The sequence below is a fragment of the Variovorax sp. BGA-UO-ETr-C22 genome (assembly GCF_059567965.1).
The window spans coordinates 987,244-1,011,210 of the sequence record NZ_JCAQPA010000010.1 but is presented as its reverse complement, the minus strand read 5'-3'; the positions used below and the strand labels follow the sequence as shown (position 1 = coordinate 1,011,210).

Below are 23,967 nucleotides of genomic sequence, written 5' to 3'. Positions count from 1 at the left end.
CTCTCTCTTTTTCTCTCGCTCTCTCCACAAAGGAAATCACGTGTCGGCACTCCAACTCTCCCTCCCAGGCGGCTATCGGTTCATTCCGGGCGTCCAGCAGTACTCGGCTGGCGTGGCCGCCGAACCTGGGTTTCGCATCGAGCGCGTGCGCTTCCTGGAGCCCCTGCCCCTGAAGCAGGGCTTTCGTCGCATCAAGGAAATCCTGGAGGAGGCCTCGCGTCCGCTGGCCGCCTTCTGCGCGTGCGAACTGCGGTCCCCGGCACCGTTCACCGAACAGGGCTTCGTCGAGTTCAACAACCTCTACGTGGGCACGTTGAAGGAATGGGGGATCTTCATCGGCGACCTGAATCCGGTGGCGCGAAGCAACGTGTGCCCCGCGCTGTCGCCGCCGTCGGAGCCCTCGTTCCATGCCTTCAGCTACACCGTGCCCGACGCCGAGGCGGCGGCATCGTTCGTGGTGGCGGGCAGCGCCGAAGCGCCGGAAGGCAAGGGGCACTACCGCGACCATGCCGTGCGCCTGGGCGACACCTCGCCGCCCGCCATCCTGAAGAAGGCGCAGTGGGTGCTCGACGAAATGGAACGCCGCCTGGCATCGCTGGGCTTCACCTGGGCCAGCACCACGGGCTCGCAGCTGTACACAGTGCACGACATCCATCCCTTCATCGCCGACGAGATCGTCAAGCGCGGTGCCGCGCGGCACGGGCTGACGTGGCACTACAACCGCCCGCCGGTGGTCGATCTCGAGTACGAGATGGACTGCCGCAGCGTCCAGTTCGAACGCGTCGCGGTCTGATCGCGCGCGGGTCGCCACACCTTCTCACCGAGATGCCCATGCCCAAGAAATTGCCGCATCGCCTGGCCGCCACCTGCCTCGTCCTGAGCGCGTTCCTGGCGGCCGGCCTCGCCGCTGCGCAGAACATCCAGGAGCGCACCTTCAAGTTCGCCTTCGTGAACCAGAAGGAGCATCCGCAGGGCATGGGGGCGCAGCGCTTCTCGGAGATCGTCGAGAAAAAGAGCGGCGGCAAGATGAAGGTGAAGCTCTTTCCTTCGGGCGTGCTCGGCGGCGATGCCTCGGTCATCGCCTCGCTGCAGGGCGGCACGGTGGAAATGACGATGGCGATCCCGGGCCTGCTCTCGGGCATGGCCCGTGAGTTCTCGCTGTTCGACCTGCCGTTCCTGTTCAACAACGAGAAGGAAGCCGACTTCGTGCTCGATGGTCCGGTCGGCCGCAAGCTGCTGGACAAGCTGCCCGAGAAGGGGCTGATCGGCCTCACGTACTTCGAGCACGGCTTTCGCAACGTCACCAACAGCCGGCGGCCGGTGGCGAAGATGGAAGACCTGCAGGGCCTGAAGCTGCGCGTGATGCAGATCCCCGTGATGATCGATGCCTTCCGCGCGCTGGGCGCCAACCCGTCGCCGCTGCCGCTGCCCGAGGTCTACACCGCGCTGGAGCAGAAGGCCGTCGACGGCCAGGAAAATCCGTACTCGCTGGTGGAAGCCTCGAAGTACTACGAGATCCAGAAGTACGGCTCCAACACGCGGCACGTGTTCAACCCTGTCGTGCTGCTGTTCAGCAAGAAGCGTTGGGAGCAGCTCTCGGACGACGAACGCAAGATTCTTCTCGATGCAGCCCGGGAGACGCAGCCCTTCCAGCGCGCCGCCAACCGCGACGTCAACGCCAGGGCCGCCGAGTTCCTGAAGGGCCAGGGCATGGTGCTGACCGAGTTCCCCGCCGCCGAGCGCGAGCGCCTGCGCGAGAAGCTCGCGCCGGTCACGGACAAGCATGTCAAACAGATCGATCCGGCACTGACCCAGGAATTGTTCTCCGAGCTCGGCAAGGCACGCGGCAGCGCCGCCAGATAGCCAGCCAATCAACCACCAAGGAATGACGAATGAAGCTGTTGCGTTACGGGGCCGTCGGCCAGGAAAAGCCGGCGATGCTCGACGCAGAAGGCCGCTTGCGCGACCTCTCCATGCACGTGAACGACATCGCACACGAGGTGCTGTTGCCCGCCGGCCTGGCGCGCCTCGCCGCGCTGGACCCGCAGAGCCTTCCGCTGGTGGAGGGCTCCCCGCGGATCGGCGCCTGCGTGGCCGGCTCGGGCAAGTTCATCTGCATCGGGCTCAACTACTCGGACCACGCGGCCGAGACGGGCGCCACGGTGCCGCCCGAGCCCATCGTTTTTTTGAAGGCCACCTCGGCGATCGGCGGACCGAACGACGTGCTCGAGATTCCGCGCGGCTCCACCAAGACCGATTGGGAGGTGGAGCTGGGCGTGGTGATCGGCAAGACCGCGAAGTACGTCAGCGAAGCGGACGCGATGGACCACGTTGCGGGCTACTGCCTGATCAACGACGTGTCGGAGCGCGCGTTTCAAACCGAACGCCAGGGCCAGTGGACCAAGGGCAAGTCGGCCGACACCTTCGGACCGATCGGGCCCTGGCTCGTGACGCCCGATGAAGTGCCCGACCCGCAGCAGCTGGACATGTGGCTGGAGGTCAATGGCGTGCGGCGCCAGAGCGGCTCCACGGCCACCATGGTCTACGGCGTGCGCTACCTGATCGCGTACCTCTCGCAGTTCATGAGCCTGCGCCCGGGGGACATCATTTCCACCGGAACCCCGCCCGGCGTGGGCATGGGGTTCAAGCCGCCGGTCTACCTCAAGCGCGGCGATGTCGTCACGCTGGGCATCGAAGGGTTGGGCACCCAGCGACAGGTCGCCACGCAGTTCGACTGAAGGGGAGGTGGCAGGGGGCGGCAGCGGGCCGTGAGGCGCCCGCTGCTGCCGCTGTGTCAGACCAGCGTGGCGCTCACGCCGCGCTGCACCACGGGCGCGATGCCGGCGTAGAAGAACGCCAGGCTGTCTTCCGGCCCGTTGACGGCGCGCCCGCGCACCTTGGCCATGGCGCAGACGCCGACCTGTGCGCTGTCGGGGCCGATCACGAGGACGAAGGGGTTGTCGTCGTCGCCACGCAGGTAGCGTCCGCCGAACTCGCGGCGTGCGGTTTCGAACACATAGGCCGACGCCAGGAAGTGCAGGTCGTCGGGCAAGGGCGCCTGCTGCTGGAAGAAGTCTTCGAGCACCTGGTCGACCAGGACCAGCGAGGCTTCGGAGTAGTCGAGCGCTGTGCTGTCGATGGGCGCGCCGGGTTGCGAGAAGGCGCCGATGAAGTCTTCCGCCTGCGAGGCCATGCCGGCCTCGAGGGTCGACGGCATGTCCACTTCCGGCTGCTTTTTCTTCTTCAGGAAATCGAACAGTCCCATGGTGCTCAGGCCTGCACCGCGGCCGACAGTTGCCGCAGCATGGCCGACTGGCGCGCCTCTTCGGCGTCGCGCAGGCTCTTCGCGGCGCGCGCCGCAACGTAGCTGACGTACAGGGTCTCGACGGCCCGCGCCCATTCGTGCGCCTTCTGCGACACGCCTTCCGCCTTCACCGGCGAGCCGGTGGCCATCGGCGTCGACAGGTCGTCCAGCGGACGGGCCGGGACCTCGACGCCGGCCTTCCCGAGGATCACGGCTTTCTGAAGGATGGTGAGCATGGCGGACCTCTCTTTTTTCTTGTTCCAGAGTAACAGCGCCCTTCGCGGGCTGCCATTCGCCAGATGACGTATCCGCCCCCGAATTCAAGATGAACTTTCGGCTGACATGGGGTTTGTCTGGGTGGCCGGAAGCAGGGCCTACACGAAGCGCCATCGGCCTCTCGCAATGTCCCTTCGATGGCTCTGGATGCAAATAATATTTGTTTTCATTCTCAATAGAATTGATGCTGATCAGTTGGTACGCAACAACAACGCATCCCGAGAGCGGCCCTGTTTTTCCTGCCGTTTCCCGTGGAGTTTTTGCATGTTGTTTTCGCGTTGCGGCCGTCGGCCGCGTCCGTCGGTGCTGGCGCTGGCCGCCGCATCTCTTTTTTCTCCCGCCCTGTTCGCCCAGACGCCCGCTGAACAACAACTGCGCGAGGTCGTCGTCAGCGCGACCGGCTTCGAGCAGGAACTCAAGGACGCGCCCGCGTCCATTTCGGTGATCACGCGCCAGGAGCTGGAAACGCGCCAGTTCCGCGACCTGGCCGAGGCGCTGCAGAACGTCGAAGGCATCGACGTGGGCGGCGCCACCGGCAAGACCGGGGGCCTGGACATCTCGATCCGCGGCATGCCCAGCGACTACACGCTGATCCTCATCGACGGCCGGCGCCAGAACGTGGCCGGCGACGTGACGCCCAACGGCTTCGGCGCCGCGCACACCAGTTTCATGCCGCCGCTGGCGGCCATCGAGCGCATCGAGGTCATCCGCGGCCCGATGTCGACGCTGTATGGCTCCGACGCCATGGGCGGCGTGGTCAACATCATCACGCGCAAGGTGGCGCGCGAATGGGGCGGCCAGGTCACGATGGAAACCGGCATTCCGCAGGACAGCGAGTGGGGTTCGCAGACGCGCTCCAGCGTCTACCTGAGCGGCCCCGTGGCCACCGACCTGCTGGGCCTGACCCTGCGCGGCAACATCTACCGCCGCGAAGCCGCCGACTGGGTGCTGGCCCCCGGCCAGGCGCAGCCCGCGACGGCGCGCAACCCGGCGCCCGCCGAGAGCCGCCAGCACAGCGTGGGTGGGCGCCTGATGCTCACGCCCAACCGCCAGCACGACATCTGGCTCGACGTGGAATCGGGCCGCAGCTGGTACGACAACGAAGACGGCCGCCTGGGCACGCGCGACGCCGCCGCGCCCAACCGCACCGGCAACAACCCGCCGGGCTACCTGGACGCGCTGCGCTTCAACCGCGACCAGGTCGCCATCGGCCACACCGGGCGCCTGGGCTTCGGCACGGTGGAAAGCAGCCTGATGCACACCACCACCGAGACCGTCGGCCGCACGATTCCCGGCGGTGCCATCCCGCGCAATGCCGCGGCCCGCCGCACCGTGTACTGGCTGAGCGAAGCCGACCGCGGCCGCGCGCGCGAACTCAAGACCACCAACCTCGTGCTCGACAGCAAGCTCGTCGCGCCGGTGGGCGATGCCCACGTGCTGACCGTCGGCGGCCAGTGGTGGGACGCCAAGCTGGTCGACGGCCTGCTGCCGCGCTCGCAGAGCCAGACCATGTGGGCGCTGTTCGCCGAAGACGAATGGCGCCTTGCGCCCGGCCTCACCGCCACGCTGGGCGGGCGCTACGACCACCACAGCGCCTTCGGCGGCCACGTAAGCCCGCGCGGTTACCTGGTCTGGGATGCCACGCCGCAGTGGACCTTCAAGGGCGGCGTCAGCAAGGGCTTTCGCGCGCCGCGCCTGAACCAGCTGATCGACGGCATCAGCGGCGTGAGCGGCCAGGGCGCCACGCTCAACATCGGCAACCCGAACCTCAAGCCCGAGACCAGCACCAGCACCGAGCTGTCGGCGCTGTTCAACAACCAGAAGGGCCTGACCGCCTCGGCGACCCTGTTCCACAACAAGGTGAAGGACAAGATCGCCAGCGGCGGCGACTGCAGCGTGGCGCGCATCTCCAGCTGCGTGGTCGACCCGACCGCCAACTATTCGGTCAACGTCGACCAGGCCAAGACCTGGGGCATGGAACTGAGCAGCCGCATGCAGCTCACCAAGGCCTGGGGCCTGAAGGCGGGCTACACCTGGACCGACAGCGAAGTGATCGAAGGCGGCGTGAAGAACGGCAAGCTGGCCGACACCGCGCGCCACCTGCTGCATGCGCAGCTCGACTGGAGCCCCGACGCCAAGTGGCGCTTCTGGCTGCGCGGCGAGTACCGCGGCAAGAGCCCGCGCTTCACCGGCGACCCGGCGCGCCTCACGGGCAACAACCTGGCGATCTACCGCGCGGTGGGCGACATCAAGGCCTACCACCTGTTCCACCTGGGCGGCTCCTACCAGGTGTCGAAGAACGTGCGCCTGAACGCCAACATCAACAACCTGTTCAACAAGGACTTCCGCAAGTTCCAGCAGGTGAACCTGGCCGGCACCTCGGCCTGGGTCAACGAGTACTTCCAGGGCGGTGCGTCGGTGGCGGGCACCACGCCTGCGGGACGCACGATCTGGCTGTCGGCGAACGTGACGTTCTGACGCTGACGGCGGGCGGCGTGGGCCTCAGGGGGCCGTGCGCGCCTGCCACACCAGCGTGGCCGCGCTCAGGTCTTCGAGCGCGCTGCCCACGGCCTTGAACACCGTGCGCTCGGCATCGCCCGTGCGCCCGGGCCGCGCGCCACGGCACAGCTCGGCGAGCGTGCCCTGCACCGCGTCGGCGCGCAAGGTGCCGGCGGCGATCGCATCGAGCAGATCGCCGGCCTTCTGCAAGGCCTCGGGCGTGTCGATGAAGGTGCGCGTGCCATCGAAACATTGCACATCGGCTTCGCGCATCGCGGGCGTGAAGCTGCCGATCAGGTCCAGGTGCACGCCCGGCGCCAGCCATTCGCCGCGCACCAGCGGCGTGGTCGCCAGCGTGGCGCAGCTCACGATGTCGGCATTGCGCACGGCTGCTTCGAGGTCGGTGCCGGCCGCTTGTGCATTCCAGCCTTCGGCACGCCATTGCTCGGCCAGCGCCTCGGCGCCTTCCGGCCGGTGGTTCCACACCCACACCTCGTCGATGGGTCGCACGCTCACGTGCGCCGCGGGCAGCATGCGCGCGATGCGGCCGGTGCCCAGCACCAGCAGCTTGCGCGCATCGGTGCGCGCCAGGAACGAGGCGCCCAGCGCCGATGCGGCCGCCGTGCGCCGCGCTGTGATCTCGTTGCCGTCCATCATCGCCAGCGGCACGCCGGTGCGCGCGTCGTACAGCACGTAGGTCGCGTGCAGCCCGGGCAGGCCGCGCGCGCCGTTGCCCGGAAAGATGTTGATCGTCTTGATGCCCAGGAAGCCCGCGTCGCTCCACGCCGGCATGATCAGCACCGTGCCGCGCGTGGCCGCGTCGCCGCCGGTCTCGATGCTGTGCACGTGGCGCGGCGGCACCTGCGCCTCGGCCGCGAAGGCGGCGCGCAGCGCGGGCACCAGCCGATCGAAACCCAGGGGTGCGGCGGTGGCGGCTTCGTCGAAGTGTTTCATGGGCGGGCAGGCAGCGCCGGGGCGTTGTCGAAGAAGGTGGTGAGGGCTTGCTGGTACGTCGTGCCGAAGCGCGGCGCCGCCATCGGCTCGAGGTGGCCGGCGCCCGGCACCTCGATCAGCTGCTTGGGTTCTTTCGCGTCGGCCAGCAGGCGCTGCGAGTGGTGGTGCGGAATCACCGCATCGGCCGTGCCGTGGATCAGCAGCAGCGGAATCGGCGCGATGGCCGCGACGAACTTCGAGGCCCCGTAGTCGTCGCGCACCAGCAGGCCGGCGCCCGGCAGCTTGTCGTTGGCGATGGAGCGGTACGAATAGAAGGTCGACTCGATCGCCACCGCCTTCACGCCGGCCCGGTTGCCCGAGCCCACGGCCGCGATCGCGTTCGTGCCGCCCAGGCTCTGCCCGAAGACGAACAGCCGCGACGCATCGACGTCCGCGCGGGCGCGCACGTGGTCGAGCGCGGCATTCGAATCTTCGAACACGCCGCGGGGCTCGGGCGCGCCGTCCGATTCGCCATAGCCGCGGTAGTCGAACACGAAGACGTTGTAGTCCTGCGCGGGCAGCCACGCGACGAAACGCCAGTGGCTGCTCATGTTCTGCGCGTTGCCGTGGAAATGCACCACCGTGCCCTTGGCCGCCTTCGGGTCCGCTCGGCCCGCGGCGGGAATGAACCAGCCGCTCAGGCGCGTGCCGTCGGCGCTGGTGAAGCGCACGTTCTCGTAGCGCAGGCCCAGCGCGTCGGGCGTTTCGTAGCGCACGCGGTCGGGGTAATAGAACATCGACTGCACGCAGCCGCCGAGCAGGAAGAGGGGCAGGGCGGCGAGCGACATCCACCAGCGGCGAGCGGGTGCGGTGGTGCTGGTCGTCATGCCTGCGGCCCGCCGGCCCGCCGGCTTTCGGCGAGCATGTTGCAAAAGAGGGCGCCTTGCTCGATGGCGTCGTCCAGCGCCACGTGCGTGTGCGGCAGCCCGGCGTCGAACCAGCGGCGCGGCATCGCGCGCTTGGTGCTGTCGCGGTAGCCGATCTTCAGCAGGGCCATCGCGAAGCTCTTCATGTCGAGCGCCGAATGGCTGAACGGGCTCTCGCCCGCGAAGCGCATCAGGTACCAGTAGACGAACAGGAAGTCGAAGCCCGCCGGGTACGCCACGAACACCGGCCGCACCTTCAATCCCTTGAGCCATGCGACGTAGTTCTTCATGGCATGCGTCGGGTCCTGCAGGTCGGTGCGGCACGCGGCCCAGGCCTCGGGCTGCGTCTGCCACCAGGCAGCCGTCTTCGGATCGGCCTCGGCGCCGGGCAGCGTGTGCAGGTTGGCACTGAAGGTGGACACGAGCTGTTTGTCGGCCGTGTAGGCGGCCGAGCCGAAGCTGAGCATCGAGTGCGGGCCGGGGATGGGGCCGTCGGTTTCGACGTCGGTGCTGATGTAGATCTCGGTCATGGGCGAAGGATCGTCGCGGGGTCGGTGAGGGGGAAGACATGCATGTCCATCCACCGCCCCGACGCGTTCTCGATGAGCACGACCTCCGTGCAGCGCGCCTGCACCGGCCCCGACGCAAGCAGCCGCGCCTGCAGCTCGATGGCCGCTTCTTCCGCGTGCAGCGCGTTGCCGTGCGCCACCGACAGATGCGGAATGATGTCGTCATGCAAACCGTCGTACGGCGGGAAGTCGGGAAACTCTTTCACCAGCGCGCGCGTCATCTCGATGAACGGCGCAGCGGGCTCCGGGGCCAGGTAGGCCGTCTCGGGAAAGCGCCCGACCTTGCCGAGCACGAACGAGAACGGCGCCGTGCGTTGCAGCACGCGCCGCGCGCGGGCGAGCACCTCGTCGGTGATCAACGCGGGGTCCATGAAGGGAACGAGCAGCGTGATGTGGGCGGGCACGCCGAGCGCCACGGTGGGGTCGAAGCGGCGGCGAAGGTCTGCGGCGATGGTTTCAGCCGCGGGAACCTTCACGGCGAATGCGGAGATGGGCATCGGGCGGAGGATAGCCCACGCCCTCAGGGGCGCGCATCGGCTGAAACGCGCGCCCAGTCCAACCCCATCTTGGCCAGGTACTTGCGCAGCCGGTCCGCATCGTTGACCACGCTGCGCTGCGTCCGCGAGGCCTGGAACAACTGGCGCCCCGCCTCCGACAAGCTGCGCGCCGGCCGGCACACGCGCACCACCGCTTCGAGCTGCAGGCGGTCGAACAGGTCGAGCGCCGCGAACTTCTCTTCGCCGAGCAGGGCTTCCAGGTCGACCTCATCGTCCGCCGCCACTGAAGCGCCCGTGCCTTCGTGCTTCCACAGCCAGCGCAGCCGCGCGATCTCCGCCTCGACCAGCGCGACGGCAATGCGCCCGCCATCGGCCAGCGTCGCGAGCCGCGTCACGCTCGCCGAGAGGTCGCGGAAGTTGCCGCGCCAGATCGCCTCGCTGCTTTGCGCAAAGCGCAGGTAGGCCGTGCGCGCCTCGGCGTTGAAGCGCACCACGCGGTGGTTCTCGGCCGCGTGCAGGGCCAGCAGGTGGTCGAGGTTGGGCTCGATGTCCTCAGGCCGCTGCGCGAGGCCGGGCAGGTCGTAGGTCCAGAGGTTGATGCGCGCGAACAGGTCTTCGCGAAAGCGCCCCTGCGCCACGTCGCGGCGCAGGTCGCGGTGGGTGCCGGCGATGAGCTGGAAGTCGCTCTCCACTTCCTTGTCGGCGCCCACGGGGAAGAAGCGCTTTTCCTCGATGGCCTTGAGCAGCATCGCCTGTTCGTCCAGGCCGAGCTCGCCGATCTCGTCGAGGAACAGCGCGCCCTGGTGCGCGGTGCGCAGCAGCCCCGCGCGGTCGCTCGCCGCGCCGGTGAACGAGCCCTTCTTGTGCCCGAACAGCGTGGAGGCCGCGCCGTCGCCGCGCAGCGTGGCGCAGTTCACTTCGACGAAGGGCCCCGTCACCTGGTGGCGCGCCTGCTTCAGCTCGAACATGCGGCGCGCCAGGAACGACTTGCCCGCGCCCGTCGGCCCCACCAGCAGGATGGGGGCGCGTGAGCGCACGGCCACGCGCTCGATCTCGTCGATGAGTGCGTTGAAGCGCGCGTTGCGCGTGGCGATGCCGCTCTTCAAGAAGGCGACCGCGTCGCGCTGGTCGGCGTCGAAGCGGCGCGCGATCGGGTCGTAGCGCGACAGGTCGAGGTCGATGAGCGCGACCTTGCCGGCGTCGCCCTGGCGCTGCTTGCGCGGCGGCGAGGTCTGGGCCAGCACGCCCGGTACCACGCGCGATTCCGACAGCAGGAACATGCAGATCTGCGCCACGTGCGTGCCCGTGGTGATGTGCGTCCAGTACTGCTCGCGCTCGGGCTGGAAGGGGTAGGCGCGCGCCCAGTCGTACAGGCGCGTGTAGACCTCGCCGAAGTCCCACGGGTCTTCGAGGTCGAAGGGCACGAGGTGGACCGTGGTCTCGGGCGACACGGCGGCGATGTCGGCCTTCACCAGCTCGGCCAGCGCCGTGTGCTTGCGTGTGTGCAGCAGTTCGATGCGCGCCACCACCATGTCGTCGTGCTGCGCGAGCGAGACCGTGGGGCGCCACTTGTTCCAGCGGCCCGCGCCCTGGCCGGCATCGAGCTGGGTGCCGAGGAAACCGATGACGACGATGGGCTTCATGGATAAAAGGCTAGCTGAAATTCTAGAAATTATCCGAATGCTAGCAAGGGATGGGCGCCGTGTCACACCGAGCGAAGAAGAAATTTCCCTTTCCGGTCAATGACTTGCATCGCCGTCATCGTGTTCCGGGGCGCCGTGCGCGCAAGTTGGCACGCTCGCTGCAATAGAGAAAGGGTCCGGATGCAGTTCATCCGCTCCCAGGTGCCGCATGAAAGCGGCCCGGTGCCGCAGGCCAGACCTGTTCTTGGGTCCGCGGTATGCCGCTGTTGAACTGCTTTGGTCACTGGACTTGATCCAGTCTGCTCATGGTGGAGCACCGTGCTAACCACGCGGCGTGGCGGGTTCGATTCCCGCAAACAACCTTCGGCGGTGTTCGCACCGCCGCTTTGATGGGGGCGAAAGCCCCACCGCCCCGGCACACCGGAGCGAGGCGCAGGGCAGGGCCCGGCCGAGCGACACCGTGCCAGTGCAGGCGGCTTGCGCATCGCGCGTTCTGCAAGGAACCGCATGCAGCCATCGACGCAGAAGGAGGCGATGGCGCAGCCACCGCACCGACCCGTCGACCGCTGTACTGCTGACCTCGCAAGCCACGGTGCCCGCCGCCTGCCCTTCGTGGGCCCCGACACGAAACACAGACAAACAACGAACGACAACCGCAACGAAGAAGAAGAGAGAGGAAGAAAAAATGCTGGGATTCACCCAATTCACCGTCAAGAAGAACGAACGCGTGCTGCTGCTGCGCAACGGCGATTTCGAGGGCCTGTATGCCGCCGGCAAGTACCGCGTGTTCACGGGCTTCGACACCGTGCAGCTCGAGCGCTTCTCGCTGGCCGAGCCGGCCTTCGACCACGAACTGGCCGACTACTTCCTGGCGCGCGAGCCGCAGCTGGTGCAGCGCGAGTTCGTGCAGGTGTCGCTGGGCGAGACCGAGGTCGGCCTGCGCCATGAAGACGGCGTGCTGGTGCAGGTGCTGCCGCCCGCCACCCGCAAGCTCTACTGGCGCGGCCTGCGCGAGCAGCGCGTCGACGTGATCGACGTGGCCGCCGATGCACGCCTGCCGGCCGAGCTGCTGGCCAAGCTGCAGAGCGTGGCGCTGCGTCCGCGTGCGGTGCAGGGGCTCGAAGGCGTGCTGCTGGTGCAGGTGCCCGAGTTCCACGCCGGCGTGCTGACCCTCGAAGGCCAGATGCAGGCGCTGCTGCCGCCGGGCAACCACGGCTTCTGGCGCTTCAACCGGCAGGTGGCCGTGACCAGCGTGGACCTGCGCTCGCAGATCGCCGAAGTGAGCGGCCAGGAAATCCTGACCCGCGACAAGGTGGGGCTGCGGCTGAACCTGTCGGCGGTGTGGCGTTTCGCCGATGTGCGCCAGGCCCTGGCGCAGATGCCCAAGCCGGCCGAACATGTGTACCGCGAGCTGCAGTTCGGCCTGCGCGCGGCGGTGGGCGAGCAGACGCTCGACGCCCTGCTGGAGAACAAGTCGGCCATCGACCAGACGGTGCTGGCGCAGGTGCGCGAGCGGCTCGAAGGTTCGGGCCTGGTGCTGGAGAGCGTGGGCGTGAAGGACATCATCCTGCCGGGCGAGATGAAGACCATCCTCGCGCAGGTGGTGGAGGCCGAGAAGTCGGCCCAGGCCAACGTGATCCGCCGCCGCGAGGAAACCGCGGCCACGCGCTCGCTGCTGAACACCGCGAAGGTGATGGAGGGCAACCCCGTCGCCTTGCGCATGAAGGAACTCGAGACGCTGGAACGCGTGGCCGAGCGCATCGACAAGATCTCGGTGGTCGGCGGCCTGGACCAGGTGCTCAACGGACTCGTGACGCTGCGGCCGAACGGGTCCTGAGCGGTAGAGAAATGAGAGAGACACGGGCACGCAGGCACAGAAGGGAGCGCCACTGCCAAAAATGTTTGAAATTGCCGGCAGCCTGGGTAAGACCAGGTACGGCGGGCAAGTCGGTCGACGAGCAAGGTTGAGGATGCAGGTGCTGGCTCCGATGACGGGTCTGTCACTGGCGCGCGTTTCCAATCGTCGACTGGGCCGCTGGATTCAAACACCACGGTCGCCGTATTGATGCGGGTTCGAATCCCGCCGTGTCCACCAACGAGTGTGAAGAATAGACAGAGATAGAGAGGAAAGAAAAATGACGAACTACAAACTGCATGAAGTCGCCAACGGCGTTCCCGTGAAGATGTGGACGAACGGCGTGCCCGTGGAAGACGAGGCGCAAAAGCAGCTCGAGAACGCCGCGCGCCTGCCCATCGTGTTCAAGCACATCGCGGCCATGCCCGACGTGCACTACGGCATCGGTGCGACCGTGGGGTCGGTGATCCCGACCTTCAAGGCCATCATCCCCGCCGCCGTCGGCGTGGACATCGGCTGCGGAATGATGGCCTGCAAGACCACGCTCAACGCACGCGACCTGCCCGACAACCTGGGCCCGCTGCGTTCGGCGATCGAGAAGGCCGTGCCGCACGGAAGCAACCCCAAGCGCATGGGCCGCGACAAGGGTTCGTGGGAAACGCCGCCCGATGAAACCGACGCCGCCTGGGCCAAGCTTGTGGACGAGTTCGAGCTGATCTGCGAGGACCACCCGCGCATCAGGAACACGAACAACCACAAGCACCTGGGAACGCTGGGTACCGGCAACCACTTCATCGAGGTGTGCCTGGACGAAGCGGGCGCTGTGTGGTTCATGCTGCACTCGGGTTCGCGCGGCGTGGGCAATGCCATCGGCACGCACTTCATCGAACTCGCGAAGAAGGACGCGCAGCTGCACCAGCGCAACCTGCCTGATCAAGACCTGGCGTACTTCGAGGAAGGTGCCCGGTACTTCGGCGACTACGTGCGTGCCGTGGGCTGGGCCCAGAAGTTCGCACGGGCGAACCGCGAAGTGATGATGCAGCGCGTGGTCGCGGCCGCGCGCAAGGTCATCGCCAAGCCGTTCGAAGCGCACGTGGAAGCGGTGAACTGCCACCACAACTACGTGAGCCGCGAGACGCACTTCGGGCAAGACGTGCTCGTGACCCGCAAGGGCGCGGTGAGCGCGAAGCTCGGCGAGCTGGGGATCATCCCCGGCAGCATGGGCGCCAAGAGCTACATCGTGCGCGGCAAGGGCAACCCCGAGAGCTTCATGAGCTGCAGCCACGGCGCGGGCCGGAAGATGAGCCGGACGAAGGCCAAGAAGCTCTTCACCGTCGCCGACCAGATCGCCGCGACCGAAGGCGTCGAATGCCGCAAGGACGCCGACGTGATCGACGAGATCCCGATGGCCTACAAGGACATCGACGCGGTGATGGAGGCGCAGAAGGACCTGGTGGAGGTGGTTTACACGCTCAAGCAGGTGGTGTGTGTGAAGGGGTAACGCCAGGCGCGATCATCGCCCTGGCAAAGGGAGGCGGCGCAAGTTCCAGGCGCCGAGAAAAGGACATTGCGATGACATGGTGGAAAAGTAGAACCGAGGCGGTGCCGACGCTGGATGCGAGTGCGCTCGCATTCAGCGAATTGAAAGAGCTTGCACGTTCCTATGACGGCTATCAGCGCGAAGCCGTCGTGGCCGAACTGGTGCGGCGTCAGGACCCGCGGGCCATCGCCATCCTGCTTGTGTGTGTCGACGACTGGGTGCCGGGGGTGGGCGAGGCTGCAAAGAAAGGCCTCGCCTCCTTCATGCGCGACGAGTTCATCGGCCATTGGGCGCATGCCTTGCCGGAACTGGCCTTTGCTTATCGCATCCGCAGGACCGACCTGCGCGCGCTGCGGGCTGCCATCGAGGATTTTCTTGCGCGCAACACCGACGAGCTGGAGCGTCAGGCACCGGTGCTCGACGATGCCATGCGGCGTTGGATCTTCACGCTGCGTCTCCAGCGGGCGAGCGCGGGTCCAGTGCTTCTGGCGCTGCTGACACAAGGTGCGCTCTCACGCGACCCACCGACGGCGCAGCTATGCCTCAACGCGGCAGACCGGCTGCAGTCGTCGGCGGACAGGCGCAAGTTCTTCGAGAGCGCTTCCCGTGCATGCCTGCCGCGTGTGCGGGCAGCGGCCACCCGGGTGCTTCTGGGCGAGAAAGACTTCGATGTGCAGCGGTTTGCCCGGTCCATGTGCTTCGACACGAGCGCGGTCGTGCGTTCGCTGGTTGTGAATTCGTCGGCTGTGAGCAGGGAGGAGTTCGCCAGTCGGGCGGCGGAGATCTTGGAACTCCCCCAAGTCGACGCGCGAAAGACGGCCGCCCTTCACGTGCTGCACTTGCTTCAGGACTCGCGCGCGACGGGGTATGCCCGTGGGTTGCAGGCGTCGAAGGTCGTGCCGCTGCGGCGCCTTGCCCGATGGCTCGTGCTCTGTGCCGCGAAAGACGAAGAGGTCGACAAGGAGTTGATGGAGATCCTGGCGGACGCTTCACCGAAGGTACGTCGCCTCGCGGTCGAGCACATCCGGCGCGGCGCATCGTTGCCTCGCCCGGATGCGCTGATGCGCATGGGTCTGGAACGTCAGGAGGTTGCACCGGAAGTCATGGCAATGCTCAGGTCCGGATCGCCCTGGGATCGCTTGCTGTTTGTCATGGCACTCATGGAGAGAGGAAACCTTTCCGGCGACCTCTGCCATGCCGTGACCATTGAAGTCGAGTCCTGGTGCAAGGCGATGGCCAATTGCTACGTGCCTCCAAAGGAAACGCAGAAGGCGGCCGTGGCTGCTCTCTGGAACCGAAGAAAAGAACTGCTGTCCGAGGAAAGTCCACGCGCTCTTCTGCCCTATGGCTTCCCGGGTGAGATGGAGCTCCACCTGCGTGCCTTTCGGATTATTTGAAGAACATTGCGATCATGAAAAGCAACAAGCAACGCCGCGCCGAAATCAAGGCGCACCGCCTCGAACGCGCCGCGCGCGCCGTGGCATTGCAGCAGCGCCAGGCCGATGCACGCCTGCTGCGTGCCGAAGGCATGGTCGCGGCCGACACGGCCTTGCTGGCCGCGCACAACAACACCTACGGCCCGCTGCCCACCTTCTACGTCGACAAGGCGTTCACCTGCCGCGATTGCGGGGCGCAAGAGGTGTGGACGGCCAAGCAGCAGAAGTGGTGGTACGAGGTGGCGCTCGGCAGCATCCACAGCACGGCGGTGCGTTGTCGCGCCTGCCGGCTCGGAACCGCGCGAACAAGAACAACGACAAACGACTGAACAAGAAAGAAAGACTTTCCCGATGACGGAAGCTCAAGAAGAACAACGAGCACTCGACGCCGTCGAACTCGACGGCTCCCAAGGCGAGGGCGGCGGCCAGATCCTGCGCACCGGCCTTGCGCTGTCGATGATCACCGGCCGTCCGCTGGCCATCGCGAAGATCCGCGCGGGCCGGGCCAAGCCGGGCCTGATGCGCCAGCACCTGGCGTGCGTGCACGCGGCGGCGCAGATCAGCGGCGCGCAGGTCGACGGCGCCGAGCTGGGCTCGCAGTCGCTGCGCTTCGTGCCGGGGCCGGTGCGCGCGGGCGACTACCGTTTTGCGATCGCCGGCGCGGGCAGCTGCATGCTGGTGCTGCAGACGGTGCTGCCGCCGCTGCTGCTGCAACCCGCGGGCCAGGTCAGCCGGCTGCGGCTGAGCGGTGGCACGCACAACCCGATGGCGCCGCCGTTCCACTTCCTGGAGCGTGCCTTCGCGCCGCTGGTGCGTCGCCTCGGCGGCGACCTGCAGCTCGTGCTGCGCCGCTGCGGCTTCTATCCGGCCGGTGGCGGCGAGGTGGACGCGACGATCGTGCCGGCGGCAGACGGCGCGCGGCTGCAGGCCTTCGACCTGCTGTCGCGCGGCCATCTGCTGGCGGGCCATGCCGAGTGCCTGGCGCCCGGCCTGCCACGCCATGTGGCGGCGCGCGAACTCGAAACGGTGGGGGTGGCGATGGGCTGGTCGGTGGAAGCCGAGCAGCTGCGCACGGTGCCGACGCGCCAGAACGAAGGTCCGGGCAATGCGCTGCTGGTGACGCTGGCCTACGCGCATCTCACCGAGGTGTTCACGGCCTTCGGCGAGAAGACGCTGAGCGCGGAGCAGGTGGCGCACGGCCTCGTGAAGGAGGTGCGCGCGTTCCAGAAGCACGAGGACGCGGCCGTGGGGCCGCACCTGGCCGACCAGCTGGCGCTGCTGCTGGCGCTGGCGGTGTTCCGGCAACCGGGGCAGTCGGGCGCGTTCACCTGCAGCGAAGTGACGCCGCACACGCGCACGAACTGCGCAGTGATCGAGCACTTCCTGCCGGTGCGCTTCACGATCACCGAGGCTGCAGGCCCGCGCGCGGCGCGGGTGCAGGTGGTGGCGTCGTGATTACAGGCCGGCCTGGCGCGTGAAGCTCACGGCCGGCTTCTTGTAGGCGGCGGGCACTTCGTCGCGGTAGAAGGCGCGGCGGTCCAGGCTTTGCAGCGGGTTGTGGGCAGCGGCCACGGCCTGGTCGCGCACGGCCTGGCGGTCGAGCGTGGAGGTCACGGCGACGGTGCCTTCGGCGGCGGCGTCGGAGTATTCGTTGCCGTTGCGCGCGGCGGCGACGGCCTGGGTGCGCACGTCGGCACGGCTGGCGGCCGAGGTGATGGCGTGCACACCTTCGTAGGTTTCGGCGTGGGCCGCGCCCACGGTGCCCAGCAGGGCGAAGGCGGCGGCGGAAATGGCGAGGAGTTGCTTGCTGTTCATGATGAGATTTCCCTTGAGTCTGTGGGCGGCGGACAGTCGTCGTTGCCACAAGCTGCAGTGTGAAACCGCATCACGGAAGGCGCTGTGCGTTTGCGCACCGAATCCGGCAGGTGATGCTCAGGGCGCTTTCCCGGCGCGTGAATACATCACGGCCAACGGTTCGGAGCGCCCGCGCACGTTCAGCGTGTCGACCGGGCCCAGCGTTGCTTCGGCGCCGGCCTGTTGCGCCGCGAACTGCGAGACCACGAGCCGCGCCGAGGCAGTCTTCGAATGGTCCTGCAGGCGGCTCGCGGTGTTGACCACTTCGCCGATGGCGGTGAAGGTGGTGGTCTCGAGGTAGCCGACTTCGCCGACGGCCGCGCGACCGGCGTGCAGGCCCATGCCGAAGTCAAGCTGCTGGCCGAACTGGGCCTGGAAGTCGACGTTCCATGCGTCCATGCGCTCGCCGATGAGTTGGGTGGCGCGCAGGGCCTGCCGGCAGGCGGTGGGCAGGTCGCTCTCGAGGCCGAAGATGGCCATCACGCTGTCGCCGATGAACTGGTTGGGCACGCCGCCGCTCTCGCGCACGGCGGCGCCCACGATGGCGAAGTAGCGGTCGAGCACGTAGGCCAGGTCGAAGGGCCACTGCCGCTCCGACAGGCCCGACCAACGCCGCAGGTCGACGAACAAAATCGCCACGTCGCGCTCGTGCCCGAAGCGGCCGACCGGCGCGGGCCGGCCTTCGCGCGGCAGCGGCGCGAACAGCGGCGTCACCTCGATGCTGCCGCGCGGGCGCAGCTGGCAGGCCAGCCGCACGTCGTGCGGGGCGCGCACGCGTTCGAGCGTGCGCTGCTCGTCGCGGCCCGGCGTGCCGATGTGTTCGGGCGCGCCGCTCACGCGCACACGGCAGGTGGAGCAGCGCGCGCGTCCGCCGCAGATCGACACGTGCGCGATGCCATGCGAGCGGCTGGCTTCGAGCACGCTCCAGCCGGGCGGCACGTGCACGGTGCGGTCGGGGTAGCGCAGCGCGACGGTGGCACCGCTTGCGCGTCGCGCGAGTCTGCTGCGCGCCGCGTAGGCCGCGAGCAGGGCCAGCAAGGCCAGCGCGTAGTAGAGCTTGAGGTTGGTCTCGGCGGTGTTGAGCGCGCGGCCCTGCTCGGACGTTGGCAGCACGACGGGCGGCACGCCGGTCCACTGGAACTCGCGCCCCATCGACACGAAGCCGATCGCGGCGGTCACCGGCAGCAGCACGGCCACCGCGAGCAGCGGCGCGAACAGGCGCCGGTAGAGCGGGCGCACGCGCAGCGCGAAGTGCAGGCCGAGGCAGCCGTGGGCCCAGGCGGCGAGCATCATGCCCAGCTGCGCGCCCGCGCCGGCCAGGTCCCACAGGCCCCAGACCACGCGCACGTACGAACCCTCGATGCCGTAGGCCAGCCAGGCGCCGCGCATGGCGGTGAGGTGGGTGGCCAGCAACAGCGGCAGCGCAAAGCCCAGCAGCACGCGCAGGGCTTCGAGCGGCGGCATGCGAAGGGTGCGGCGTTCCCACAGGGCGGCCACGGCCAGCGCGAGATGGGTGACGGCGGCGCCGTACAGCAGCAGCGTGCCGGGCAGGCTGTGCCAGAACTTCTGCACGCCGCGCAGCACGGTCTCGGCCGCGGCGAAGGAGACGATGCCCAGCGAATGGTTCAGCAGGTGCGCCGTGATGTAGGCCATCAGCACCAGCCCGCTCGCCCAGCGGAGGTTGCGCCGTGTCGGCGTCCTCAGTGAAAAAGCGGGAGGTGGGGAACGTCTGTCCATGAACGGGTTCGAAGCGGCACCCGAGCATAATGCGCGCGCCTCGATGACCACCGGCATGGCCCTACCCGAACCCACCCCCCGCTCCAGCCTCGCGCTGCGCCGCATCGCGCTGCTCGAAGGCCTGTCCGACGACCGCTTCGACCACCTGGCGCGCCAGTGCCTGTGGCACAGCGTGGCGGCCGGCAAGCCGCTGATGCTGCGCGCCGACCTGCAGGGCGAGGTGTTCCTGCTGGTGTCGGGCCGCGTGCGCGTGACGACCTACGCGGCCAACGGCCGGCAGGTGACGTTCCGCGATTCGGACGCCGGCGCGCATTTCGGCGACATCGCCGCATTGGACGGCGGGCCGCGTTCGGCCGACGTGGTCACGCTCGAACCCTGCGTGGTCGCCAGCCTGGACCGCGCGGCCTTCCTGGCGCTGCTGCGCGAGGAGCCGCTGGTGGCCGAGCGCGTGATGCAGCGGCTGGCCGCGCTGGTGCGGCAGCTGTCGGAGCGGGTGATCGACCTGAGCACGCTGGGCGTGCAGAACCGCCTGCATGCCGAGCTGCTGCGCCTGGCGCGCGAGGCGGGCATCGACGGCAACGAGGCCCGGCTGGAGCCCGCGCCCAAGCACGCGGCGCTGGCCAGCCAGATCAGCACCAACCGCGAGCAGGTGACCCGCGAACTCAACACGCTGGTGCGCGGCGGCGTGCTGCGCAAGGACGGCAAGGCGCTGGTGGTGGCCGATGCCGAGCGCCTGGCGCTGATGGTCTCGCAGGTGCGCGGCGACTAGATCAGTTCCAGCGTCCGTTGGGGCCCGCCACGCTGTAGCGGCCGGCGCCCATCAATGCCACGCTCAGCGCGCCGAACAGGTACAGGCCCTGCAGCTCCAGCGCCCAGCCGCCCTGCTTGGTCAGCGCGAACAGGTCGGCCATGTGCACGAGGCCGAAGGCGAAGAGCATGTTGATCACCACCACGGCGGCGGCGGCGCGCGTCCACAGGCCCGCGATCATCAGCAGCGGCGCGACGATCTCGCCCACGAACACGAGGTAGGCCAGCCCGCCGGGCAGGCCGGCCTTGGCCAGCATGCCGCTGATGAAGCCGACGCCGGCCGAGAGCTTGAAGATGCCGTGCAGCAGCATCAGCACGCCGACTGACACGCGCAGCACCAGCTTGCCGGCGTCGTCGCGGGCAGCGGGCGTGGCAAGGAACGACGAGGAGGAAGACGCCGAAGCGGCGGAGGCGATCGGGGCAGCCTGGGTGTTCATGGCGAATCCTTGAGTGGAAGAAAAAAGGAAGAAGGCCGTCGCGGACTGCGGCGGTTGCCATGCCAGTGTGAGAGCCCCGCCGCCGCCGGTCGGTGCGTTTACGCACACTTTTCGGTGGTTGGGTCGCTGCCGGCGGGCCTCAGTCGCCCTTGTAGCCCGAGGCCTTGATCACCGGCAGCCAGCGCGCGGCCAGCGCGTCGGTGTAGCGCACCACCTCTTCGGTCGAGGCGCCGGGCAGCAGGTCGTAGCCCACGCGGCCCAGCTTTTCGCGCACGTCGGGCAGGGCCAGCACCTTGCGCACGGCCCGGTTCCACTGGGCCAGCGTGGCGGGCGCGGTGTTGGCGTGGGCGTACAGCACATAGCGCGACGAGGCCACGAGCGTCGGGTAGCCCGACTCGGCAAAGGTCGGCACGTCGGGCAGGCCGTCGGCGCGCTTGTCGCCGGCCACGGCCAGCACGCGCAGCTTGCCCGCGCGGTGGTACTCGGTGAGGGTGGTGGTGGCGTCCATGCCCGAGGCCACCTGGCCGCCGATCAGCTCGGTGACCATGGCTGCGCCGCCGCGGTAGGGCACCAGGGTGGCGCCGCTGCGCGACAGGGCCACGAAGTCCATGGCCAGGAAGTGCAGCAGCGAGCCCACGGTGGTGATGCCGATCGAGCCCTGGTCGGGGTTGGCCTTGGCGGCCTGGACGAACTGGGCCAGCGTCTTCACCGGCGAGGCGGCGCTCACGGCCAGGCCGAACTGGATGCCGCTCACGTCGGTCACGGGCTTGAAGTCGGTGGCCGGGTTGAAGCGCATGTTGGCGTAGATCGCGGGGCCGATGAACATCGGGTCGACCGGCGCCAGCAGCATGGTGGTGCCGTCGGCGGGGCTGTTCTTCAGCACCTCGGCCGCCAGCCGCGTGCCGGCGCCGGGGCGGTTGTCGACCATGACCGGGCGGCCGAGTTCGTCCTTGAGCTTTTCGGACAGCAGCCGGCCCATGAAGTCGGCCGGGCCGCCGGCCGGGAAGGGCACGATCAGGCGGTTGACCGCCGGCTGCGCGTTCGCGCCGTACGGCAGCAGGCCGCCCAGGCCCGTGGCCGCTGCCGCGCGGATGAGGCCGCGCCGCGAGAGCGCGGGGCCGGTGGGGAAGGTGAAGGGGGTCATCGAAAGTCTCCGGGTGGTTGGAATCGTTGGAAGAACAGGAAGAGAAAGGTCACTGCGCGACCAGCGGCGTGAAGCGCGCCGCGTCTTCGATCGCCTGGCCGGCCTCCAGCAGCAGGTCTTCGCGGAAGCGCCAGGCCAGCAGTTGCACGCCCATGGGCGCGCCGCCGGCCATGCCGGTGGGCACCGCGAGGCCCGGCATGCCCAGCGCGGCGGTCGCGAGCAACGGGCTCTGGGCGTCGATGAGGGCGCGCGCGCGCTCCAGGCTGGCGACGTCTTCGTCCTGCGGGCAGGGGCGCTGCCACGACACGGGCATCAGCACCAGCGGATGGGTCTGCATGAACACCGACCAGCTGCGCAGCAGCGCCTGGCGCCGCGCGAGCGCATCCAGAAAGCCGTCGCGGTCGGTCTCGGCCATGCCTTCGAGCAGGTAGCGCTGGCTGCGCCGCATGAGGTCGTCGCCGTGCTGCTCGACGCCCGCGATGATGTTGCGGCGGGTGTCGTCCACGATCAGCGTGCGCCACAGGGCCGCAGCCTCGCCGAAGCAGGGCAGCTCGGCTTCGTCGACCGCGTAGCCCGCCTGCTGCAGCCAGCGCGCGGCGTCGTCCAGCGCCTGCGTGACGGCCGGGTCGACCGGGATGCCCGGCGCGCGCTTGAACAGCGCCACGCGGATCGGGCCGGCGGGGCGCGGCAGCTCGTGCGGCATCGGCACCCAGTTCGGGTCGCGCGCGTCGGGGCGTGCCATGGCCTCGTAGCCCAGTCGCAGGTCGGCGATGCTGCGCGCCAGCGGCCCCTGCACCGACATGAGCTGCGGCGTGATGCCGCGCTCGCTCGTCGCGCTCGGGTTGAAGGCCGGCACGCGGCCGGCGGTGGGGCGCAGGCCGGCCACGCCGCAGGCGTACGCGGGGTAGCGGATCGAGCCGCCGATGTCGTTGCCATGCGCCAGCGCGCCCATGCCGCTGGCCACCGCGGAAGCCGCGCCGCCGCTGGAGCCGCCGGGGGTGATGGCTGCGTCCCACGGGTTCAGTGTGCGGCCGTGCACGCCGTTGTCGGTGAACCAGCGCGACGAGTAGGTCGCGGTGTTGCTGCGCCCCACGATGACGGCGCCCGCGCTGCGCCAGTGCGCCACCACCGGCGCGTCTTCGCGGGCGATGTGGTCCTTCAGCGGGATCACGCCGTTGGTGGTGGCGTGGCCGGCCTGGTCGACGTTGACCTTGATGCTCACCGGCACGCCGTGCAGCGGGCCCAGCGGCTCGCCGCGCAGGGTGCGCGCGTCGGCGGCGTCGGCGCTGGCCAGGGCTTCGTCGGCCAGCACTTCGGCCAGGGCATTGAGGCGCGGGTTGAGTTCGGCGATGCGCGCGAGCACGCTGGTCGTCACTTCGCGGCAGGACAGCTCGCGGCGGCGCACGGCGTCGGCGAGGTCGGTGGCGCTGCGCTGCCAGAGGGCGGGGGATGCAGTCATGGGAGGTCTCGAGGAAAGTTCAGGCAAAGGAAATCCCGCACCCCGGAGCGACCGGGGTGAAGGCAAGAGAGAGCAGGGGGGAAGAGGGCGGCGGGTCAGCCCACGCCGCGCAGGCCTCAGCCGGTCGGTTTCTTCATGAGCAGGCTGCCGCGGTCGACGCGGGATTCGGCCTCCAGGGCCAGGGCTTCGGCGTGTTCCATGTGCACGCGCATGACCTCGCGCGCGCGCGCGGGGTCGCGGGCGCGCAGCGCGTCGAGCAGCTCGGTGTGGCTGTCGACGATCTCCTCGTCGAACTGGTCGAACTCGGTGAGCGCGTTGCGCACGATGATCACGCGGCGGATCACGTCGTTGAGCAGGCGGCACACCAGCGCCAGGAAGGGGCTGCTGCAGGCCTCGGCCAGGCGGTCATGGAACAGCAGGTCGGCCTCGCGGCGCTCGTTCCAGTCGGCGCTGCCGCCGTGCGCCGGGTGGCTGTGGCCGATCAGCGCCTCGAGCGCGGTCAGGTCTTCTTCGGTGAGGCGCGTGGCCACGTTGGCGGCCAGCTCGGGCTCGACCACGCGCCGCAGCGCGTACAGCATCGTGATGTCGACCGGCTGGAAGTACAGGAAGTTCGACACCGCCTGCAGGCACTGCGCGTACGAGGCCTGCGTGAGCGTGGCGCCGCCGTTGGGGCCGGTGCTGATCGCGACCAGCCCCTGCACCTGCAGCGCGGCCAGCGCCTCGCGCACCGTGCCGCGCGACACGCCGAGCTGCTCGATCAGCTCTTTCTCCTGCGGCAGCTTGTTGCCGACTTGCTGCTGGGTCTGCACGACCCAGCGCTTGATGTTGTCGACCACCTGGTCGGAACGCTTCACGCGCTTGTCGCGCGTGAGCGAAGGCTTGGGTTGGGAAGGGGGCATCTGCGTTCCGTCTATTTATGATCATAAATGTCATAAATCTCGAAAACGCTGTCAAGCGGGTTGTCCCGTGAGGGGGGAGCGGGGCGTGGTCGGGGCGGGCCGCCGGCAGGAAACCGGGCTTCCTGCTACGCTCCCGGACGGCCCGCCTGCCC

General features: G+C 68.7%; 23 protein-coding genes. 10 read left to right on the top strand and 13 right to left on the bottom strand.

All coding sequences use genetic code 11. The features are described from left to right. The first annotated feature begins 40 nt into the window (after positions 1–40). The 3 genes from cnbZ to AC57B8_RS18200 are packed head-to-tail and all read left to right on the top strand — an operon-like array spanning position 41 to position 2,738. Positions 41–793, top strand: coding sequence for a 2-amino-5-chloromuconate deaminase CnbZ (cnbZ, locus tag AC57B8_RS18210; RefSeq protein WP_062479841.1), 753 nt, complete (start codon positions 41–43; stop codon positions 791–793). A 38-nt stretch (positions 794–831) separates the two neighbouring features. After that, positions 832–1,863 (top strand): TRAP transporter substrate-binding protein, encoded by a 1,032-nt coding sequence (locus AC57B8_RS18205; RefSeq protein ID WP_159272954.1) that lies wholly within the window; start codon positions 832–834, stop codon positions 1,861–1,863. A gap of 29 nt (positions 1,864–1,892) precedes the next feature. Next, entirely contained in the window at positions 1,893–2,738 is an 846-nt protein-coding gene (locus AC57B8_RS18200) for a fumarylacetoacetate hydrolase family protein (protein WP_496480337.1), read from the top strand. Positions 2,739–2,794: 56 nt separating this feature from the next. On the opposite strand, the gene AC57B8_RS18195 is transcribed toward AC57B8_RS18200, so the two are convergent. Together AC57B8_RS18195 and AC57B8_RS18190 are read right to left on the bottom strand one after the other, a co-directional pair. Then, positions 2,795–3,265, bottom strand: coding sequence for a hypothetical protein (locus tag AC57B8_RS18195; RefSeq protein WP_496480336.1), 471 nt, complete (start codon positions 3,263–3,265; stop codon positions 2,795–2,797). A 5-nt stretch (positions 3,266–3,270) separates the two neighbouring features. Then, on the bottom strand, positions 3,271–3,540 hold the full coding sequence (locus AC57B8_RS18190; RefSeq protein ID WP_496480335.1) for a hypothetical protein: 270 nt from the start codon (positions 3,538–3,540) through the stop codon (positions 3,271–3,273). Positions 3,541–3,844: 304 nt separating this feature from the next. Between AC57B8_RS18190 and AC57B8_RS18185 the strand changes: the two genes are divergently transcribed. After that, positions 3,845–6,058, top strand: coding sequence for a TonB-dependent receptor domain-containing protein (locus AC57B8_RS18185; protein ID WP_496480334.1), 2,214 nt, complete (start codon positions 3,845–3,847; stop codon positions 6,056–6,058). A 24-nt stretch (positions 6,059–6,082) separates the two neighbouring features. Here AC57B8_RS18185 and lhpI read toward each other — a convergent pair whose 3' ends face one another. From lhpI to rtcR, 5 genes are read right to left on the bottom strand one after another with little or no spacing between them, the layout of a single operon-like run. Continuing rightward, complete coding sequence (lhpI, locus tag AC57B8_RS18180; RefSeq protein WP_496480333.1) at positions 6,083–7,033, bottom strand: bifunctional Delta(1)-pyrroline-2-carboxylate/Delta(1)-piperideine-2-carboxylate reductase; 951 nt, start codon at positions 7,031–7,033, stop codon at positions 6,083–6,085. Beyond that, a complete protein-coding gene (locus AC57B8_RS18175; RefSeq protein ID WP_496480332.1) occupies positions 7,030–7,899 on the bottom strand; it encodes an alpha/beta hydrolase in 870 nt (289 codons plus the stop codon). The genes lhpI and AC57B8_RS18175 overlap by 4 nt, the downstream gene beginning before the upstream one ends. Further along, positions 7,896–8,468, bottom strand: coding sequence for a 3'-5' exonuclease family protein (locus AC57B8_RS18170; RefSeq protein WP_496480331.1), 573 nt, complete (start codon positions 8,466–8,468; stop codon positions 7,896–7,898). The genes AC57B8_RS18175 and AC57B8_RS18170 overlap by 4 nt, the downstream gene beginning before the upstream one ends. After that, a complete protein-coding gene (locus AC57B8_RS18165; protein ID WP_496480330.1) occupies positions 8,465–9,004 on the bottom strand; it encodes a 2'-5' RNA ligase family protein in 540 nt (179 codons plus the stop codon). Before AC57B8_RS18165 ends, AC57B8_RS18170 begins: the two co-directional genes overlap by 4 nt. A gap of 23 nt (positions 9,005–9,027) precedes the next feature. After that, the gene (gene rtcR, locus AC57B8_RS18160; RefSeq protein WP_496480329.1) at positions 9,028–10,647 is read right to left on the bottom strand and encodes an RNA repair transcriptional activator RtcR; all 1,620 of its coding nucleotides are present in this window, start codon (positions 10,645–10,647) and stop codon (positions 9,028–9,030) included. Between the two features lie 685 nt (positions 10,648–11,332). Here rtcR and AC57B8_RS18155 point away from each other — a divergent pair. The 5 genes from AC57B8_RS18155 (at position 11,333) to rtcA (ending at position 16,933) form a co-directional block, all read left to right on the top strand. After that, positions 11,333–12,484: a slipin family protein gene (locus AC57B8_RS18155; protein WP_095950994.1), complete on the top strand. Its 1,152-nt coding sequence runs from the start codon at positions 11,333–11,335 to the stop codon at positions 12,482–12,484. A 298-nt stretch (positions 12,485–12,782) separates the two neighbouring features. Beyond that, positions 12,783–14,003 carry an RtcB family protein gene (locus tag AC57B8_RS18150; protein ID WP_496480328.1) on the top strand — a complete coding sequence of 407 codons (1,221 nt, stop codon included), beginning with the start codon at positions 12,783–12,785 and terminating at the stop codon, positions 14,001–14,003. Positions 14,004–14,074: 71 nt separating this feature from the next. Next, the gene (locus tag AC57B8_RS18145; protein ID WP_496480327.1) at positions 14,075–15,439 is read left to right on the top strand and encodes a hypothetical protein; all 1,365 of its coding nucleotides are present in this window, start codon (positions 14,075–14,077) and stop codon (positions 15,437–15,439) included. Between the two features lie 14 nt (positions 15,440–15,453). Then, on the top strand, positions 15,454–15,807 hold the full coding sequence (locus AC57B8_RS18140; protein WP_159272966.1) for a zinc-ribbon domain-containing protein: 354 nt from the start codon (positions 15,454–15,456) through the stop codon (positions 15,805–15,807). Between the two features lie 22 nt (positions 15,808–15,829). Next, a complete protein-coding gene (gene rtcA, locus AC57B8_RS18135) occupies positions 15,830–16,933 on the top strand; it encodes an RNA 3'-terminal phosphate cyclase (protein ID WP_496480326.1) in 1,104 nt (367 codons plus the stop codon). On the opposite strand, the gene AC57B8_RS18130 is transcribed toward rtcA, so the two are convergent. Both AC57B8_RS18130 and AC57B8_RS18125 read right to left on the bottom strand, forming a co-directional pair. After that, positions 16,934–17,293, bottom strand: a complete 360-nt coding sequence (locus AC57B8_RS18130) for a hypothetical protein (protein WP_062479876.1) — start codon at positions 17,291–17,293, stop codon at positions 16,934–16,936. Positions 17,294–17,410: 117 nt separating this feature from the next. After that, positions 17,411–19,069 carry an adenylate/guanylate cyclase domain-containing protein gene (locus tag AC57B8_RS18125; RefSeq protein ID WP_496480325.1) on the bottom strand — a complete coding sequence of 553 codons (1,659 nt, stop codon included), beginning with the start codon at positions 19,067–19,069 and terminating at the stop codon, positions 17,411–17,413. A 43-nt stretch (positions 19,070–19,112) separates the two neighbouring features. On the opposite strand from AC57B8_RS18125, the gene AC57B8_RS18120 reads away from it, so the two are divergent. Then, positions 19,113–19,838 carry a Crp/Fnr family transcriptional regulator gene (locus tag AC57B8_RS18120; RefSeq protein ID WP_496480542.1) on the top strand — a complete coding sequence of 242 codons (726 nt, stop codon included), beginning with the start codon at positions 19,113–19,115 and terminating at the stop codon, positions 19,836–19,838. 1 nt (position 19,839) lies between these two features. Here AC57B8_RS18120 and AC57B8_RS18115 read toward each other — a convergent pair whose 3' ends face one another. From AC57B8_RS18115 to AC57B8_RS18100, 4 genes are all read right to left on the bottom strand, one after another. Then, complete coding sequence (locus tag AC57B8_RS18115; RefSeq protein ID WP_062479555.1) at positions 19,840–20,313, bottom strand: DoxX family protein; 474 nt, start codon at positions 20,311–20,313, stop codon at positions 19,840–19,842. Between the two features lie 139 nt (positions 20,314–20,452). Continuing rightward, positions 20,453–21,457 (bottom strand): tripartite tricarboxylate transporter substrate-binding protein, encoded by a 1,005-nt coding sequence (locus tag AC57B8_RS18110; protein WP_159275413.1) that lies wholly within the window; start codon positions 21,455–21,457, stop codon positions 20,453–20,455. Between the two features lie 49 nt (positions 21,458–21,506). Beyond that, positions 21,507–22,916, bottom strand: coding sequence for an amidase family protein (locus AC57B8_RS18105; RefSeq protein WP_496480324.1), 1,410 nt, complete (start codon positions 22,914–22,916; stop codon positions 21,507–21,509). 116 nt (positions 22,917–23,032) lie between these two features. Beyond that, on the bottom strand, positions 23,033–23,815 hold the full coding sequence (locus AC57B8_RS18100) for a FadR/GntR family transcriptional regulator (protein WP_496480323.1): 783 nt from the start codon (positions 23,813–23,815) through the stop codon (positions 23,033–23,035). Positions 23,816–23,967 lie beyond the last annotated feature (152 nt).